The organism is Candidatus Competibacteraceae bacterium (assembly GCA_016713505.1).
Classification (GTDB): domain Bacteria; phylum Pseudomonadota; class Gammaproteobacteria; order Competibacterales; family Competibacteraceae; genus Competibacter_A.
The window spans coordinates 2,854,627-2,872,147 of sequence record JADJPA010000001.1 but is presented as its reverse complement, the minus strand read 5'-3'; the positions used below and the strand labels follow the sequence as shown (position 1 = coordinate 2,872,147).

The window sequence follows — 17,521 nt, the reverse complement described above, 5'->3', positions numbered from 1 at the left end:
CATGACCAGCAGCGCCCAACTCCGCACGCTTTTTTTGAATTATTTCCGCGATCGCGGCCATGAAGTGGTGGCCAGCAGCCCGCTGGTGCCCATCAACGACAGCACCTTGCTGTTCACCAACGCCGGGATGGTCCAGTTCAAGGACGTGTTCACCGGCCGCGACCCGCGCCCGTACCGGCGGGCGGCGACCGCGCAGCGCTGCGTGCGAGCCGGCGGCAAGCACAACGATCTGGAAAACGTCGGTTACACCGCCCGCCATCACACCTTTTTCGAGATGCTGGGCAATTTCAGCTTCGGCGATTATTTCAAGCGCGACGCCATTCACTTCGGCTGGGAATTTCTGACCGGCGTGTTGCAGCTGCCGGCGGACAAGCTGTGGGTCACAGTGTATGAAACCGATGACGAGGCTTATCAGGTTTGGGCCGATGAGATCAAGGTTCCCAGGGAGCGGATCGCCCGAATCGGCGACAAGCCCGGCGGCAAGCGCTACGAGAGCGACAACTTTTGGGCGATGGGCGATACCGGCCCCTGCGGCCCGTGTTCGGAGATCTTTTACGACCACGGCCCGGACATCGCCGGCGGTCCGCCCGGCACGGCCGACGCCGACGGCGACCGCTATATCGAAATCTGGAATCTGGTGTTCATGCAGTTCGACCGCGGCGCCGACGGCGCGCTGACGCCGCTGCCGAAACCCTCGGTCGATACCGGCATGGGGCTGGAACGGCTGGCGGCGGTGATGCAGGGCGTGCACAGCAACTATGAAATCGACCTGTTTCAGCAGCTGATCGCGGCCGCCGCCGCGGCGACCGGGACTACGGATTTGCAATCCAGCTCGCTGCGAGTCATCGCCGATCACATCCGCGCCACCGCGTTTCTGATCGCCGACGGCGTCTTGCCGTCCAACGAGGGGCGCGGCTACGTGCTGCGGCGGATCATGCGCCGCGCCATCCGCCACGGCCACAAGTTGGGTGCGACCGGCGGTTTCTTTCACACTCTGGTCGCACCGCTGGCGGCGGAGATGGGCGATGCGTACCCCGAACTGCGCCACGCGCAAGATCAGGTGACCCGCGTCATCCAGCAGGAGGAAGAGCGCTTCGCCGAAACCCTCTCGCACGGAATGCGGCTGTTGGAGGAGAGCATCGCGCACCTGTCCGGGACCGTCATTCCCGGCGAGGCGGTGTTCAAACTCTACGACACCTACGGTTTCCCGGTCGATCTGACCGCCGACATCGCCCGCGAGCGCAGCTTGCGGGTGGATCAGGCCGGTTTCGAGCGCGAGATGGAGGGACAGCGTGAACGGGCGCGGGCGCACAGCCAATTCGGCTTGCGTCAGAGCCACGATCTCGGCATCGCCGGCTCCACCGAATTTCACGGCTACGACCGTCTGGAGGAAGACGCCACCGTCATCGCCCTGTTTCGCGACAACCGGCCGGTTGAGGAACTGCACGCCGGTGACGAGGGTTTGGTGGTGCTCGATCACACGCCGTTCTACGCCGAATCCGGCGGTCAGGTCGGCGACGCCGGTTGGCTGCGGGCGGACGGCTTGGAATTTGAAGTCCGCGACACCCAAAAACAGGGCGAGGGAATTTTCGTCCATATCGGCGCGCTCAACCAAGGCCGACTGCGGCGCGGCGCGCGCGTTTTAGTGCAAGTGGACCCGGCCAAGCGCCAAGCGACCGCCCTGCATCACTCCGCGACCCATCTGCTCCACGCGGCCTTGCGTCGGGTGCTGGGCCCGCATGTCGCGCAAAAAGGTTCGTTGGTCGATCCGCAGCGCCTGCGCTTCGACTTTTCGCATTTCGAACCGGTCAGCGCCGAACAGCTTGAAACCATCGAGCGCTTGGTCAACGCGCAGATTCGCGGCAACGTCGCGGTGGAAACCGAAATCATGGCCCCCGAGGAGGCTGTGGCCGCCGGGGCGATGGCCTTGTTCGGCGAGAAGTACGGCGACCGCGTGCGGGTGCTGCGGATGGGCGATTTTTCAACCGAATTGTGCGGCGGCACCCACGTCCGCCGGGTCGGCGATATCGGCCTGCTCAAGATCGTCTCCGAAAGCGGCGTGGCCGCCGGAGTGCGCCGGATCGAGGCGGTCACCGGCGAGCGGGCGCTCGATCATATCACCGCGCTCCAGGACCGCGCCCGGCAAGCCGCGCAACTGGTTAAGGGCGACCGCGACAATTTCCCCGACAAGATCCGCCAACTGGTGGAGCGAAGCCGGCAGTTGGAGAAGGAAATCGAACAACTCAAGGGCCGGCTGGCCAGCGGTCAGGGGGCCGATCTGATCGGTCAGGCGGTGGCGGTGGACGGCATCAAGGTGCTGGCCGCCCGGCTCGATGGCGTGGACGCCAAGACCCTGCGCGAAGCAGTGGACCGCTATAAGGACCAGCTCAAGGCGGCGGCGGTGGTGCTGGCCACGGTCGAGGACGGCAAGGTGCGCTTGGTGGCCGGCGTCACCCCAGCGGAAACCGCGCGGATCAAGGCCGGCGACCTAGTCAACGCCGTGGCCCAGCAGGTCGGCGGCAAAGGCGGCGGACGCCCGGATCTGGCTCAAGCCGGCGGCGCTGATCCTTCCCAATTGGACAAGGCCCTGAGTTCAGTGCCGGAGTGGGTCCGAGCGCAACTCACCTGAAATTGTCATAGCAGCCTCGACTGGAGAGCAAGCTGTTTCCCTTCAGCCAGCGTCCAGCCAGCTTTGCAATCTCCGTTTTGTATCAAGGGAGTGCGTTGCCGCAACGCGACATGAATTTTTTTTGGATATGGCTATTTTTCCGTTATACTTGTCCGCCTTTTAAGTCGCCATCTTCTCAAGCGACCATGAGCTTTAATTCAGATTTTGTAGGGATATATGTCGCTCATTGTACAAAAATATGGCGGTACCTCGGTGGGGAACCTAGAGCGTATCGATAACGTGGCGGAAAAGGTGATCGACTGGCACAAACGTGGCCACCAAATAGTGGTTGTGGTGTCAGCCATGAGCGGTGAGACCGACCGGTTGCTCGGTCTGGCTAAGAGTATTACCCCCCGTCCCAGCCCGCGGGAATTGGACGTGCTGCTGGCGACCGGCGAGCAGGTCACCATCGCGCTGTTGTGTATCGCGTTGGAAAAGCGCGGCTGTCCGGCTCGTTCCTACACCGGCGGACAAGTTCCCATCCTCACCGATGATGCCTTCAATAAAGCCCGCATCGAAAAGATCGCAGCTGACGCCATGCGCGCCGATCTGAACGCCGGGCGCATCGTGGTGGTCGCCGGCTTTCAGGGGGTGGACGAGAACGGCAATATCACCACTTTGGGCCGAGGTGGCTCCGACACCACGGGTGTCGCGTTGGCCGCCGCGCTCAAGGCGGACGAGTGCCAGATTTACACCGATGTCGACGGTGTTTACACCACCGACCCGCGGGTGGTTCCCGAAGCGCGCCGGTTGGATCGCATCACGTTTGAGGAAATGCTGGAGATGGCGAGCTCCGGCTCCAAGGTGTTGCAGATTCGTTCCGTGGAATTTGCGGGCAAGCATAATGTCCCATTGCGTGTGCTATCGACCTTTCAGGAAGGGCCGGGCACCTTGATCACTTTTGAGGAAGCATTTGAGGCGGACCCCATGGAGAAAGAGTTGATTTCCGGTATCGCGTTCAACCGCGACGAAGCCAAGGTTACCGTGCTCGGCGTGCCCGACCGGCCCGGCATTGCCTTCAGCATCTTGGGACCGGTTTCCGGCGCCAATATCGAAGTCGACATGATCGTCCAGAATGTCGGACGGGACAGCACCGCCGATTTTACGTTCACGGTCCACCGCAACGATTACGAACGGACCCTGGAAATTTTGCGGGCTCACGCTGTCCAATTGGGTGCCCGTGAAGTGACGGGCGACAACAAAATCGCCAAGCTGGCTCTGGTCGGCATCGGCATGCGCTCCCACGCTGGCGTCGCCACCCGGATGTTCCAGGCGCTGGCGAAGGAAGGGATCAATATCCGCATGATTTCGACCTCCGAAATCAAGATTTCGGTGGTGGTCGACGAAAAATACTTGGAGTTGGGAGTTCGCGCCCTGCACGAGGCGTTCGAACTGGAGAAGGCCGCCTGAAAGCCCGATCAATCCTGGAGAAGCGTGCGCTAGACCATAAACGCGGGCTGCCGAAAACCGCGAGATGACCTGATGCTTTTTATATGGAAGAACACGGAGTAGCTTGACATGTTGATTTTGACGCGCAGAGTTGGAGAAACGCTGATGATCGGTGACGAGGTGACCGTTACCGTGTTGGGCGTGAAAGGTAATCAGGTCCGCATTGGGGTCAATGCGCCCAAGGATATCGCGGTGCACCGCGAAGAAATCTACGAACGGATCAAACGCGAGCAGGACGGCGGCGCTGCGCCTGGCAACAGCGCACCGCCTGACGCCTGAGCGGGTTCGGGGCTTTACGCCGGCGATCTCAGGCGCTATCCTTGAAATCCCTGTAATGTTCGGTAGCGGGCATTCACCGGAGAGATGGCCGAGCGGCTGAAGGCGCTCCCCTGCTAAGGGAGTATGGGGACATAAAACTCCATCGAGGGTTCGAATCCCTCTCTCTCCGCCAATTTAGCGCAAGGGCCTGCGGAATTGACATCGGCTGGCCTGATCCGCATAATCCGCCTCCCCAATCAAAGCGCCCGTAGCTCAGTTGGATAGAGTACCTGGCTACGAACCAGGTGGTCGGGAGTTCGAATCTCTCCGGGCGCGCCAGTAAAGTAAAAAAGAGCCTGAATACGAATTCAGGCTCTTTTTTCATGCCCTGGCAAGGCTGTCTCTCAGATATCCGCCCGGCGCCGCCTTCGACGTTATGGGTTGAATCGAACGGCTTCCAGTTGGCCAGTTTTTAGGCGTCTTGCTTCGATTATGCCAAAATGATGCGGGAAGGAGGCCCCATGACACAATCGAACGCTCCAACGGCGCGTACCCACCCGCCCACCCCGATGTCGGTGGGTTTTCTGATCGGCCAGCGCGGACGCTCGTTCGCTGCCGGCTTGCTGCTGTATGGTTTGCTCGCGGTTGGCGTGGCCCTGACGCTGCTGCCTTTGCTGTGGATGGTGGCGGCGTCGCTGATGCCGGCTGGCGAAGCCAACAGTTATCCGCCGCACCTGTGGCCCAGCACCCTCACCTTCGAGCATTACGTGGCGCTGTTTACCCGGCTCGATCTGGCCCGCTACCTGCTCAACAGCGCCTTGCTGGCCGGTGCTGTGACCTTGATCTCCTTGCTGATCAATTCGATGGCCGGTTACGCCTTCGCCAAGTTCCGCTTTCGCGGCCGCGACCGGCTGTTTCGGGGGTTGTTAGCGGCGATGGTGATTCCCGCCCAAGTGGCGATGCTGCCCTTGTTCCTGCTGCTCAAGCAGTTTGGGCTGATCAACACCTATTGGGGGGTCATCATTCCCGGCATGGCCAGCATTTTCGGTATCTTTTTAATCCGGCAGTATTTGCTGGCGATACCGGACAGCTTGCTCGACGCTGCGCGGATGGACGGCGCTGGCGAGTTTCGCATCTATTGGTCGTTGATCCTACCGCTGTGCCGGCCAATTCTGGTGACGTTGGCGATTTTCACTTTCCTCGGCGCCTGGAACGATTTCATGTGGCCACTGATCGTGCTGACCGACAGCGATCGCTACACCTTGCCGGTCGCCCTTGCTAACCTGCTAGGCGAACATGTCCAAGACACTGAATTGATGATGGCCGGTTCGGTGCTCACCGTGTTGCCGGTGATGCTGCTGTTCGTGGTCCTTCAGAAATACTACATCGCGGGCATCATGCTGGGGGGGATGAAGGGTTAAATCGAGTGTCTATCGGACCCCGATAACGCAAAAAGAAAAGCGGCTTGGTGATGGTTTGCCAAGCCGTTTTTTGATTGGTCGGGGCGAGAGGATTTGAACCTCCGACCACCTGCACCCCATGCAGGTGCGCTACCAGGCTGCGCTACGCCCCGAAGCGCGGCGGACCGGCCGCCGCGAAGGTGGGTAATGCTAATGGAATCGCTTGGTTTTGCCAAGCATTTGATTCTTGTCGCGACATTACTGCGCCTCGCCCTTGAAGGCGTCCACCCGCGCCTTGAGCTTTTGGCCGGGTCGGAAGGTGACGACCCGGCGCGCGGTGATCGGAATTTCCTGACCGGTCTTGGGATTGCGGCCCGGTCGCTGGTTCTTGTCCCGCAAATCGAAATTACCAAAACCGGACAACTTCACCTGTTGGCCCGCTTCCAGGGCGCTGCGGATTTCCTCGAAGAAAATCTCGACCAATTCCTTGGCCTCGCGTTTGTTGATGCCCAGTTCTTCGAACAACCTTTCCGCCATATCGGCTTTTGTGAGTGCCATGCTCCTAAACCCTAAGCGTTGCGTCAAACTGTTCCGTGAGTCCCGCAATAATGCCGGCTACGGTCTCTTCGACTACATGATCTGTAAGATTGCGCGAGAAGTCCTGTAGAATCAATCCCAAAGCCAAACTTTTCCGCCCTTTGGGGACTTCTTTTCCCCGATAATCGTCAAAAAGTCGAACGGCGCGTAGCAATTCGCCGCCTCGCTGGCGAACGCAGTCGCAAATGGCCTGGACCGCAACGGCTTCATCGATCACGATGGCAATGTCGCGACGGCTGGACGGAAACCGCGACAAGTCTCGAAATGAAGGCACCCGCGCCGGCTGCAAGCTGGCCAGCCGCAACTCGAACACACAGGCATCGCCTTCCACGTCCAGTTCCCGTGCCGCGCGCGGATGCAGCGCGCCCAGCCAGCCCACCGTCGCACCCGCCCGTTCGATGCGGGCGCTTTGACCCGGATGCAAGGCCGGGTGCTGGGCGGCGACGTAGCTGAAAGCCTCCGGCTCGCCGGTCAGCGCCAGCAGCGCTTCGACATCAGCCTTGAGATCGAAGAAATCGAGCGGCCGCTTGGACAAACCCCATTGCTCCGGCAAGGCTAACCCCACCGCCACGCCACCCAGATAAGGCTCCTGCCACAAACCTTCCGCCGTCGGTACGAAATTCAGTCCGTGCTCGAACAACCGCACGCGCGGCTGTTGCCGCTTCTGATTGTGGATCAGCGCCTTGAGCAAACCGGGCCAGAGGCTGGCGCGCATGACCGCCAAATCGGCGGAAATGGGATTGGCCAAGGCCAGCGGTTCCCGTTCGGGATCGAGGATTTTCTGAAACGCGGGATCGACGAAGCTGTAGGTGATCGCTTCCTGAAACCCGCGCTGCACTAGCGCCGCCGCGAACCGCTCCAGCGAAACTCGGTTTTCCGGCTGCGGCGACATCGCTAGCCGGGTCAGCGGACGGTTGCTCGGCACGCGAGAATAGCCGTGAATCCGCGCGATTTCCTCGATCAGATCGGCTTCCAGGGCGACATCGAAACGGCTGCTTGGCGGGATCACCCGCCAGCCTTCGGCTTCGACCGCCACCACCATGCCCAGCCGGCACAGGATGTTCTCAACCTCCGAGGCGGGAACCTCCATCCCCAACAGTTTGCGGATGCGCTCCGAGCGCAAGCGGATCGCGGGTTGCGACGGCACCTGTTCCGGGGATACCGCCTCAATGATCGGACCCGGTTCGCCGCCCGCCATATCGATCAGCAATCGGGTGGCGCGCTCGGCGGCCCGGCGCTGCAATTGCGAATCCACGCCACGCTCGAAGCGATAAGACGAATCGGTCTGCAACCCGTAACGGCGGGCGCGGCCGGCGATGCCGGCTGGAGTGAAAAAGGCGCTTTCCAGAAACACATTGCGGGTGGCGTCGGTGCAGGCGCTGATTTCGCCACCCATGATCCCGGCCAGGGCCAGCGGCCCGGCCCGGTCGGCGATCAACAGCGTTTCCGCGTCCGGCTCGACCACCACCCCATTGAGCAATTCCAAGCGGTCGCCGGGCCGGGCGCGACGTACTTCGATGCCGCCGGTCAACCGATTGAGATCGAAGGCGTGCATCGGCTGGCCGAGCTCCAGCATCACGTAATTGGTGACATCCACCAGCGGTCCCAGGCTGCGCACCCCGGCGCGGCGCAAGCGCTCCTGCATCCATAGCGGCGTCTTAGCCGATGGATCGACGCCCCGAACCACTCGGCCGATATAGCGCGGACAGTCGGCGGGGTCGGTAAGTGTCACCGGAAAAATGGCGTCTACCGCCGGTGCCACCGCCGCCACCGGCAGCGGGCGGAACTCGTAGTCGATGAGGGCCGCCACCTCGCGGGCGATGCCTTCCATGCCCAAGCAATCGCCGCGATTGGGGGTTAGTTCGATTTCGAGCAGCGCATCGTCCAACGCCAATAATTCGCGCACGTCCTGACCGGGCCGGCTGTCGGCGGCCAGCGGCAACAAGCCATCCGAGCTTTCCGCCAAGCCCAATTCCTTGGCCGAGCACAACATGCCTTGCGATGGCACGCCGCGCAGTTTGGACGGCTTGATCTTGAAATCACCGGGCAGCACCGCGCCGATCAAGGCGGTCGGCGCGCACATGCCCACGGCGACATTGGGCGCGCCGCAGACGACTTGCAACGGCTCGGCGTTGCCAACATCCACCGTCGCCACCCGCAAGCGGTCGGCGTCGGGATGCGGGACCAAACCGACCACTCGGCCGACCACCACATGCTCGAAGGCGGGCGCGGCCGGTTCGATGTTATCCACTTCCAGCCCGGCCATGGTCAACCGCGCTGCCAGTTCGGCGCTGGATAGCTGGAGATCGACCCAGTCCCGCAACCACTGTTCGCTGACTTTCATCGTCTTGGCCTCACCGGAACTGCGCCAGAAAGCGGAGATCGTTTTCGAAGAACAGCCGCAAATCGTTGACGCCGTAACGCAGCATGGTCAGCCGTTCCACGCCCATACCGAAGGCGTAACCGGTATAGCGTTCGCTGTCGATGCCGACTTTCTCGAACACCGCCGGATGCACCATGCCGCAGCCCAGCACTTCCAGCCAACCGCTGTGCTTGCAGACCCGGCAGCCCCCGCCGCCGCAGATCACGCATTGGATATCGACTTCGGCGGACGGTTCGGTGAACGGAAAATAGGACGGTCGAAACCGCACCGCCAGATCGCACTCGAAGAAATTGCGCAGGAAATCATCGAGCACGCCTTTCAAATCGGCGAAACTCACGCCTTCATCCACCAGTAACCCCTCCACCTGATGGAACATCGGCGAATGGGTCAGATCGGAATCGCAGCGATAGACCCGACCGGGGGCGATGATCCGCACCGGCGGCGCTTGTTGCTCCATCACCCGGATCTGCACCGGCGAGGTATGGGTGCGCAGCAAGGTGTGAGCATCGAAATAAAAGGTGTCGTGCATCGCCCGCGCCGGATGGTGCGGCGGGATGTTGAGCGCCTCGAAATTGCGGAAATCGTCCTCGACCTCCGGGCCTTCGGCGACCGCGAAGCCGATTCCGGCGAACAAGGCTTCGATCCGCGCCAGGGTTCGGCTCAGCGGATGGTAGCCGCCCGGCTGCTGGCCGCGTCCAGGCAAAGTCACATCGATGGCTTCACCCGCCAGCCGCGCGTCCAGCGCCGCCGTCTCCAGCGTGGTCTTGCGCGCGGCGATGGCGGCTTCCAGCGCCTGCTTGGCGTCGTTGATGGCTTGGCCGGCGTCGCGCCGTTGTTCGGGCGGCAACCGTCCCAGTTCCTTCAGTCGCTCGGTGAGCGTGCCTTTCTTGCCCAGATAAAGCACGCGCGCCTGATCGAGCGCGGCGAGATCGCCAGCGCTGGCGATAGCGGCTTGGGCGGACTGAATGAGGTCGGGCAATGCGTCCACGCGGGCGGTTCTCTCAGGGATCAACAATGAAAAAGGGAAAGACCACGGCCTTTCCCCCGTTCGGAATCCTGCGCGATGGCCGCCGGATCGAAACGACCCGGCGCGGCGTTCAGGCGATACCGAGCGCGGTTTTGGCGCGGTTGACCAGTTCGGCAAACGCGGGCTTGTCGAATACCGCCAGATCGGCCAGCACCTTGCGATCCATCTCGATGGCCGCTTGCTTCAGGCCGTTGATGAACCGGCTGTAAGACAGGCCATTCTCGTGAGCACCGGCGTTGATGCGGACGATCCACAGCGCGCGAAATTCACGCTTTTTCTGGCGGCGGTCGCGATAAGCGTACTGACCGGCCTTGATGACGGCCTGTTTGGCGACCCGGAACACTTTGCTGCGGGCACCGTAATAACCCTTGGCTTGGTCTAAAACTTTCTTGTGGCGGGCATGGGCGGTAACGCCACGTTTCACTCGGGGCATGGCTTAACTCTCCGGCAACATCAACTGTAAGGCAACATCTGGCGAACGGCGGGCGTATCCACCACGGCTACCAGGGTGGTGCCGCGCAACTGCCGCTTCCGCTTGGTCGATTTCTTGGTCAGGATGTGCCGCAGGTGCGAGTGAGAACACTTGAACCTGCCGGACCCGGTGGGCTTGAACCGCTTGGCCGCACCGCGATTGCTTTTCATCTTAGGCATTGCATAACTCCGCTATTTTAAGAAAATTCTGGGCTGTCCCCGGCGCGCGCCGGAGATGGAAAACGTTGACCGCTGAAGGAGAATTACTTCTTCTTGACCGGCGCGATGGTCATGACCATCTGCCGCCCTTCCAGCCTGGGCCGCTGTTCCACCGCGCCATAGGAAGCGAGGTCGTCTTCAACGCGCTTGAGCAGTTGACTTCCCAGATCCTGATGCGCCATTTCGCGGCCCCGAAACCGCAGCGTCACCTTGGCTTTATCGCCTTCATTCAGGAAACGGATCAGGTTGCGTAGTTTGACCTGATAGTCCCCCTCGTCCGTTCCGGGACGGAATTTAATCTCCTTGACCTGAATCTGCTTTTGCTTCTTCCTGGCCTCATTCTGCTTCTTGGCCAGTTCGAACCGGTACTTGCCGTAATCCATGATCCGGCAGACCGGGGGCTTGGCGTTCGGGGAAATTTCGACCAGATCCAGTTCGGCTTCTTCCGCCATCCGCTTGGCTTGCAGCAGGGAAACGATGCCGGCTTGCTCGCCGTCCTGATCGATCAGGCGCACCTCGCGCCCGGTGATTTCGTCGTTGAGCCGGAGTTCATTATTTGCGGCGATGTTGGGGTCCTCCAGTGATTACTTAGTTCGTCCGCGCTGGGCGATGTCGGCTTGCAGCACCTCCACGAAAGCCGGCAGACTCATGGCGCCCAGGTCTTGGCCGGTACGGGTGCGCACGGCGACGGTTTCGTTTTCCATCTCGCGGTCGCCGACGACCAGCAGATAAGGAATGCGCTGTAAGGTGTGCTCGCGGATTTTAAAGCCGATCTTCTCGTTTCTCAAGTCGGACTCGACCCGGAAACCTTGTTGCATAAGGGATTTTTCGATCTTGACCGCATAATCGGCCTGATGGTCGGTAATATCGAGCACCACCGCCTGCACCGGCGCCAGCCAAGCGGGCAACGCGCCGGCATACTGCTCGATCAAGATACCGATGAATCGCTCCAGCGAACCGAGGATGGCGCGGTGCAACATGACCGGTACTCGCTTGCTGCCGTCTTCGGCGATGTAATGGGCATCCAGCCGGCCGGGCATCGAAAAGTCGACCTGAATGGTGCCGCACTGCCACAACCGGTCCAGGCAATCGCGCAGCACGAATTCGATCTTGGGGCCGTAAAACGCACCTTCGCCCGGTTTCAACTGCCACGGCAGATCGCTGCGATCCAGCGCCAGCTCCAGGGCTATTTCAGCCTTGTCCCACACTTCGTCGCTGCCGACCCGCTGTTCGGGCCGGGTGGACAGCGCCAGTTCCACCTCGTTGAAACCGAAGTCGGCGTAGACGCGAAACAGCAGCTCCATGAACGCCGACACTTCCGCTTGAATCTGATCTTCGGTGCAGAAGATATGGGCGTCGTCCTGAACGAAATTGCGCACCCGCATCAGTCCGTGCAAGGTACCGGACGGCTCGTTGCGGTGGCAGGAGCCGAACTCCGCGAGCCGCAGCGGCAGGTCGCGGTAGCTGCGCAAGCCCTGGTTATAAATCTGAATGTGGCAGGGACAGTTCATCGGCTTGACCGCGTAGTCGCGGTTTTCCGAGGCGGTGGTGAACATGTCCTTGCGGAATTTTTCCCAATGGCCGGATTTTTCCCACAGGCTGCGATCCACGATCTGCGGGGTATGCACTTCCTGGTAGCCATGCTCGCGCAGCAACTGGCGGATGTAGTTCTGGATTTCGACATAAATCCGCCAGCCCCGGTCGTGCCAGAACACCATGCCCGGCGCTTCTTCCTGCACGTGGAACAGATCGAGCGCCTTGCCGACCTTGCGGTGGTCGCGCTTTTCCGCTTCCTCCAGCCGGTGCAGATAGGCTTTCAGCGCCTTTTGGTCGATCCAAGCGGTGCCGTAGATGCGCTGGAGCATCTCGTTGCGGGAATCGCCGCGCCAGTACGCGCCGGCCACCTTCATCAGCTTGAAGGCTTTGAGTTTGCCGGTGGACGGGACATGCGGCCCACGACACAAATCGATGAAATCGCCCTGCCGGTACAGCGAAATCGGCTCGTCACTCGGAATGTCGGCGATGATCTGCGCCTTGTAGTCCTCGCCCATCTGGCGGAAAAAGGCGACGGCTTCATCGCGCGGCATCACCGAACGTTCCACCGGAATATCCTGCGCCGCCAGTTCCTCCATCCGCGCCTGAATCCGTTCCAGATCGTCGGGCGTGAAGGGGCGCTCGAAGGCGAAGTCGTAATAAAAGCCGTTCTCGATCACCGGGCCGATGGTGACCTGGGCGCTCGGATAAAGTTGCTTGACGGCGTGCGCCAGCAGGTGCGCGCTGGAATGGCGGATGATGTTCAACCCTTCCGGGCTGCGCTCGGTGATGATGGCGAGATGGACGTCCTGAGCGATGGGGTGCGACGTATCCACCAGGCGCTCATCCACCTTGGCGGCCAAGGCGGCCTTGGCCAAGCCGGGACCGATCGCGGCGGCAACGTCACGCACGCTGACCGACGCATCAAAGGTGCGCTGGCTGCCATCGGGGAAAGTGATTACCGGCATTGCTGCAATTCTCTAAATTCGCGGATTCCGCTGCGTAAAAATAGTAAAGGGCGCACCCTAAAACCCTTCTTTTGGAAGGAAGGCGCGCCCTTTGTAAAACCTGTCTGCCTTGCGACTCAGACCAGAGAAACTGGTAGGCGCGATTGGACTCGAACCAACGACCCCCACCATGTCAAGGTGGTGCTCTAACCAACTGAGCTACGCGCCTGAGCGATTAGGAGCGGAAGGTTAACCAATGCAAGGGGGCCTTGGCAAGAGGAGGCCGATTTTTTCCACGAAATCGGCGACTATTCTTCAACCCAAACCGAAACCGAACCGCCCAGACATTGAAACTCGCCCCACCCGGCGTCATTGCTGTAAATCGGTTCTTGGATATGCCCGGTGAGGTCGACGAACTTGGCGTTGGGCTTGCGGACTTCCATCCATTTGCCGCCCCCTTGGCCATCGCTGAGTAGCACCGCCATCGCCTTGGAGGATTCCTCGCTGCCTAGCCGGGTCCAGCCGATCCGGTTCCAATGATCGAAATAATCGTACTGCGCACCGTACGCGTAATGGCGGCGCGCGTGGAGCAACTTGTCGATCAACGCGCGGTGAGAAGGCATGACGATCTGGTAACGCCGGCCATCCCGGCCTTGGTCTTCGTACTGCGCGCCGAAATAATCGGCGTAAAACACGCACGGATAGCCCTCGCGCCGCAACAGGATCAAGGCGTAGGCCAGAGGTTTGAACCAGGGTTCGACCACCGATTCCAGCGATTGCAGCGGTTGCGAATCGTGATTTTCCACGAAGGTGACGGCCTGATAGGGCCGCTGCTGCATCAGCGTGCCTTCTAGGATGCGCCGCATGTCGTAATTGCCGCCCATCCGGCTGGCGATGTGGAAGTTGTAGTGCAACGCCACATCGAACAGGGACATTTTCGGCCCCAGCCGATTCAAGTACCAATGCAGGTTGTTGACATCGGGCGACCAGTACTCGCCCACCGCGAACAATTCGCGGCCGGCGTGTTCGACCATCTCATCCAGCCAAGTCGGGAAGAACCACGCCGCGATGTGCTTGATCGCATCCAGTCGAAAACCGTCCACGCCGGTGGTGTCGAGATACCACTTTCCCCAACGCAGCAAGGAATCCCGCGTCTCCTCGTTTTGAAAGTCGACCGCGCAGCCCATCAGATGCGCGAAATTGCCTTTCTCCAGAGCGACCTGATGATCGAAATGCTTGCCCTCGAACAAGTACACCTTGTGCGTTTCGCGGGTTTTGGCGTCGTAATCGACGGCATCGAAATGCCACCAGTGCCATTCGAACGGCGAATATTGGCCCCGCCGTTCCGGAAAGCTGAAATGGGTATAGGCCTCGATCTCTCGTGGCTCGCCTCTGGGATGCAAGCGGTCGTCCTGGTGATACGGGGTGGCCTGGGCGATTTCGGTGCTATCGCCGCCGATGCGATAGGTCAGCACGGTGTCGGCATAAACCTGAAGCCCGGCGGCATGGAGCGCGTCGATGGCGTGCAGGTACTGCTTGCGCGTGCCGTATTTGGTGCGGACCGAGCCTTTCTGGTTGAATTCGCCGAGATCGTACAGATCGTAGGCCCCATATCCTACATCCCGGCTTCCATCCATTCCCTTGAAGGCCGGCGGCAACCACAATGCGGTGAGGCCGGCGCGCGTCAGTTCCGCCGCGCGGCGGCTCACCTCCTCCCAGAACGTGCCGTCACCTGGAGAATACCAGTGAAAGCACTGCATCATGGTGCCATTCAATTCGTCGCTCATGGTCTCTCCTGATCGCTCGGCTATTGCGGATGTATCGTAGAAAAAAACCATGACTGTCAAGTCAAATTTTAACAGGTCATTAACCCAGCATGGCAACGCCTACCGCTTCCGGCTTGAAGCATGGAAATTTTAGAACCGATGCGCCGCTCGCTTGCGTCGCGCCCCGCTTTCAAGGAGCCCTACAACCAACGACTTTCGACTTACGGCGTCGGTAGGCTTGCGGCGAGATCGGTGGCGAGTTGGCGGAGGACGGCGGCGTTTTCCAATCCATCGAGAAACCGCCGGGGGATGCCGATTAGTCCGACTTGAGCGCCGACTAGCGCGCCGGCCAGCATGGCGCGGGCCTGGTTTTGCCCGCCGCCGTTGACGGCGTGGAGCACGGCCGATTCGAAATCATCGTGAAACCGCGCCGCCAGATAGTAAACGGCCGGTAGTTGATGATAGATCGCGCAGGGCATTCCGTAAACCAGCGAGACTTTCCAGGCCGGCTCGATGCGGATGGTTGGATCGGCGGCGGCGATGGCCATATAAGACGGCGTCAGCAAGGCATCTGGTGAGGCAAACAGCCCGACGCGCGGCGGCTCGGGATCGCCGGGACGCGGCGGTTGCAAGCGGTCGCCGGTCACGGCATGAAACGGTAGCACCCCATCCTTGACCTGCTTCATGAGTTTGCCCGAAACGCTGGCGTCGAGGGTGTGGCCCTGCACCAACAGCCCCAACACCGCCCCATAAGCGACCGTCATCGCCACTACCGTTTCATCCACTTGAGTCAGCAAGGTATTTTGGGTGATGCTGCGGGCGAGGTGTTGGGGTTCCAGCGCGTAGCGCACCGCCAGCGCGAGCGTGCGTTCAATCGCTTCCGTGGTGTCGGCATGACCGCCGGTCTTCCCCCACGGCAGATGCTGCTCCACCCGCCGTCGCCACGCCTCGCGAATCGATTGGCTGGTGTAACCACCCGGTCCGTTCATCGGCGTACCGTCGAGCAAGGGAAACAGTTCCTCATCAAGGCGATGGCAGAAATCGCTTTCGTCGTAGCCGCCACACGCCACCAGCGAACGCAATGTGAGTTCGAGGATAAAACCCGCTTGCGAGAGTTGGCCGGCCCGCAGTCCGGCATGGTAGCGGCCGGGTTTGGGATCGGTGTAAGCGCTGATCCACGCCCCGTAATCGCGGTGTAGTTCGTCCAGGTCGTAATACCAATGCGGGCCGAGGGCGAGAGCGTCGCCGATGAAAGCGCCCATGATGGCTCCGGCGGCGCGATCTTGGAGATTTGCGTTCGACATGCGGATTTCTCCTTTCAGTGTGATGGCTTTGCTCTACAGTTATAGACGTTCCTTGGCTTGATTTGGGTTATGGTATTTGGAAAGATCAAACGTTTAGTAGCGACTGGCGAACAGATACCCAAACAGAGCCAGGCAGCCAATAGCGGGTGATATGGAGATAGAAAATGACCAAGGTGTTTGTCAGTTATTGTCACTGTCAGGGGAATTGGGTTTGGGAGCGGTTAGCGCCTTGCCTGAAAGCCGGTGGCGCGGAGGTGTTAATTGACCGAGAGCGGTTTGTACTGGGTAAAGCATTGATTGGGCAAATGGATGCACTTCAGGATCAGGCCGATAAACATTTGCTGGTTTTATCGGATGATTATTTGCGCAGTGCGTATTGTCGCCATGAAATGGATCGTGCCATTGCACTAGACCCCGATTTCAACTTGGGCGTTGTTATTCCCTTGTTGCGTGGTGCTTGCACCTTACCGGCTTCCATAACCAAACCGAATCCGCTTTATGCCGATCTAATTGACGATAGCAAAGCTGATCCGTGGGCGCTGACGCTTCAACAATGCGATGCAACGGACTTGGGGACGACCGCACCGGCATGGCTGGCCGCACGCGATGATATAGCGCGATACTTGGAACGCAATGCATCAGTGAATCTGGTGGTGGATAACGGCGTTTCTAGCCGAAATCATGCGGTAGGGAGCAACAGCCACTCAGTTTATTCAAGAGACTCCAAAATCATCGGCCACAAATCTAAAAAAATTTTTTCAAAGGCTTACTGCTTGCAATAGCCGCCTCCAAGAAACCGATGAGCGGCTACTCATCGCCATCGACGAATACGAAAACTTGGATCGCAAACTGGGCGAGAACGTTTTCCAGGAAGATTTACTCGCTGCAATCCGCGAATCCATCCAAACTCATCGCCAAATCACCTGGTGTTTTGCAGGCAGCCACGCTATCACTGAATTAAAGAACGCGCCTTGGTCTTCGTATTTGGTCAGCGCTCGCACGTTGGAAGTACCGCCCTTCACCGAAGCCGAAACTCGGCAATTACTCACCGAACCGCTCAATCATTCGGCGCTTTGGGCAGAGGGCGATCCGAAACGTCCCTGCTTCGATCCAGCCTTCTGGGGTGAAAACGGCATCGAACGCATTCATGCCGAAGCGGGCGGTTGGCCGCATTTGGTGCAGCTCCTCGCCGAAACGGTCGTCGATCTCTGTAACGACCGCGAACAAGACAAAGCAGATCAGGCGCTGCTGGGGCAAGCCATTGCTAAAGCCATTGTCGCTGGCGATGCTGTATTGCGGCAACTGATACAACCGGAAGACGCCTCGCCAAGCGAATGGGCGTATCTCTGCGGCTTTCGCATCCGCGACACCCAGCCGCCACCGGATGACGCAGCCGTCTACCAAGCACTGCGGCGACGTTTATTGGTGACCGATGAACAAGGCCAGTGGCAGTTACGAGTGCCTTTAATGGAGCGCTGGCTGCGGGAACGGGGATAAAG

General features: G+C 60.3%; 15 protein-coding genes and 4 tRNA genes. 8 read left to right on the top strand and 11 right to left on the bottom strand.

Annotated elements, in window-relative coordinates; genetic code table 11:
* Nucleotide 1 precedes the first annotated feature (1 nt).
* From alaS to IPK09_13075, 6 genes are all read left to right on the top strand, one after another.
* On the top strand, nt 2-2,629 hold the full coding sequence (gene alaS, locus IPK09_13100; GenBank protein MBK7984546.1) for an alanine--tRNA ligase: 2,628 nt from the start codon (nt 2-4) through the stop codon (nt 2,627-2,629).
* Nucleotides 2,630-2,845: 216 nt separating this feature from the next.
* A complete protein-coding gene (locus tag IPK09_13095; protein ID MBK7984545.1) occupies nt 2,846-4,078 on the top strand; it encodes an aspartate kinase in 1,233 nt (410 codons plus the stop codon).
* A 108-nt stretch (nt 4,079-4,186) separates the two neighbouring features.
* On the top strand, nt 4,187-4,396 hold the full coding sequence (gene csrA / locus IPK09_13090) for a carbon storage regulator CsrA (protein MBK7984544.1): 210 nt from the start codon (nt 4,187-4,189) through the stop codon (nt 4,394-4,396).
* 78 nt (nt 4,397-4,474) lie between these two features.
* Nucleotides 4,475-4,568 (top strand) — tRNA-Ser (locus IPK09_13085).
* Between the two features lie 69 nt (nt 4,569-4,637).
* A tRNA-Arg gene (locus IPK09_13080) sits at nt 4,638-4,714 on the top strand.
* A 230-nt stretch (nt 4,715-4,944) separates the two neighbouring features.
* A complete protein-coding gene (locus IPK09_13075) occupies nt 4,945-5,796 on the top strand; it encodes a carbohydrate ABC transporter permease (GenBank protein ID MBK7984543.1) in 852 nt (283 codons plus the stop codon).
* A 75-nt stretch (nt 5,797-5,871) separates the two neighbouring features.
* Here the strand turns inward: IPK09_13075 and IPK09_13070 are convergent.
* The 11 genes from IPK09_13070 to IPK09_13020 all read right to left on the bottom strand — a co-directional run bounded on the left by IPK09_13070 (nt 5,872) and on the right by IPK09_13020 (nt 16,022).
* Nucleotides 5,872-5,948 (bottom strand) — tRNA-Pro (locus IPK09_13070).
* 85 nt (nt 5,949-6,033) lie between these two features.
* Entirely contained in the window at nt 6,034-6,333 is a 300-nt protein-coding gene (gene ihfA / locus IPK09_13065) for an integration host factor subunit alpha (GenBank protein ID MBK7984542.1), read from the bottom strand.
* Between the two features lie 4 nt (nt 6,334-6,337).
* Nucleotides 6,338-8,716 carry a phenylalanine--tRNA ligase subunit beta gene (pheT, locus tag IPK09_13060; protein MBK7984541.1) on the bottom strand — a complete coding sequence of 793 codons (2,379 nt, stop codon included), beginning with the start codon at nt 8,714-8,716 and terminating at the stop codon, nt 6,338-6,340.
* A gap of 10 nt (nt 8,717-8,726) precedes the next feature.
* Nucleotides 8,727-9,743, bottom strand: coding sequence for a phenylalanine--tRNA ligase subunit alpha (gene pheS / locus IPK09_13055; GenBank protein ID MBK7984540.1), 1,017 nt, complete (start codon nt 9,741-9,743; stop codon nt 8,727-8,729).
* A 109-nt stretch (nt 9,744-9,852) separates the two neighbouring features.
* The gene (gene rplT / locus IPK09_13050) at nt 9,853-10,215 is read right to left on the bottom strand and encodes a 50S ribosomal protein L20 (GenBank protein ID MBK7984539.1); all 363 of its coding nucleotides are present in this window, start codon (nt 10,213-10,215) and stop codon (nt 9,853-9,855) included.
* A gap of 20 nt (nt 10,216-10,235) precedes the next feature.
* On the bottom strand, nt 10,236-10,433 hold the full coding sequence (gene rpmI / locus IPK09_13045) for a 50S ribosomal protein L35 (GenBank protein MBK7984538.1): 198 nt from the start codon (nt 10,431-10,433) through the stop codon (nt 10,236-10,238).
* A gap of 83 nt (nt 10,434-10,516) precedes the next feature.
* A complete protein-coding gene (gene infC / locus IPK09_13040; GenBank protein MBK7984537.1) occupies nt 10,517-11,038 on the bottom strand; it encodes a translation initiation factor IF-3 in 522 nt (173 codons plus the stop codon).
* Between the two features lie 18 nt (nt 11,039-11,056).
* Entirely contained in the window at nt 11,057-12,973 is a 1,917-nt protein-coding gene (thrS, locus tag IPK09_13035; protein ID MBK7984536.1) for a threonine--tRNA ligase, read from the bottom strand.
* Nucleotides 12,974-13,104: 131 nt separating this feature from the next.
* Nucleotides 13,105-13,181 (bottom strand) — tRNA-Val (locus IPK09_13030).
* A gap of 79 nt (nt 13,182-13,260) precedes the next feature.
* Complete coding sequence (locus IPK09_13025) at nt 13,261-14,739, bottom strand: alpha-amylase (protein ID MBK7984535.1); 1,479 nt, start codon at nt 14,737-14,739, stop codon at nt 13,261-13,263.
* Nucleotides 14,740-14,939: 200 nt separating this feature from the next.
* Nucleotides 14,940-16,022 (bottom strand): ADP-ribosylglycohydrolase family protein, encoded by a 1,083-nt coding sequence (locus tag IPK09_13020; GenBank protein MBK7984534.1) that lies wholly within the window; start codon nt 16,020-16,022, stop codon nt 14,940-14,942.
* 164 nt (nt 16,023-16,186) lie between these two features.
* On the opposite strand from IPK09_13020, the gene IPK09_13015 reads away from it, so the two are divergent.
* Complete coding sequence (locus IPK09_13015; GenBank protein ID MBK7984533.1) at nt 16,187-16,804, top strand: toll/interleukin-1 receptor domain-containing protein; 618 nt, start codon at nt 16,187-16,189, stop codon at nt 16,802-16,804.
* 55 nt (nt 16,805-16,859) lie between these two features.
* Entirely contained in the window at nt 16,860-17,519 is a 660-nt protein-coding gene (locus tag IPK09_13010; protein MBK7984532.1) for a hypothetical protein, read from the top strand.
* Nucleotides 17,520-17,521 lie beyond the last annotated feature (2 nt).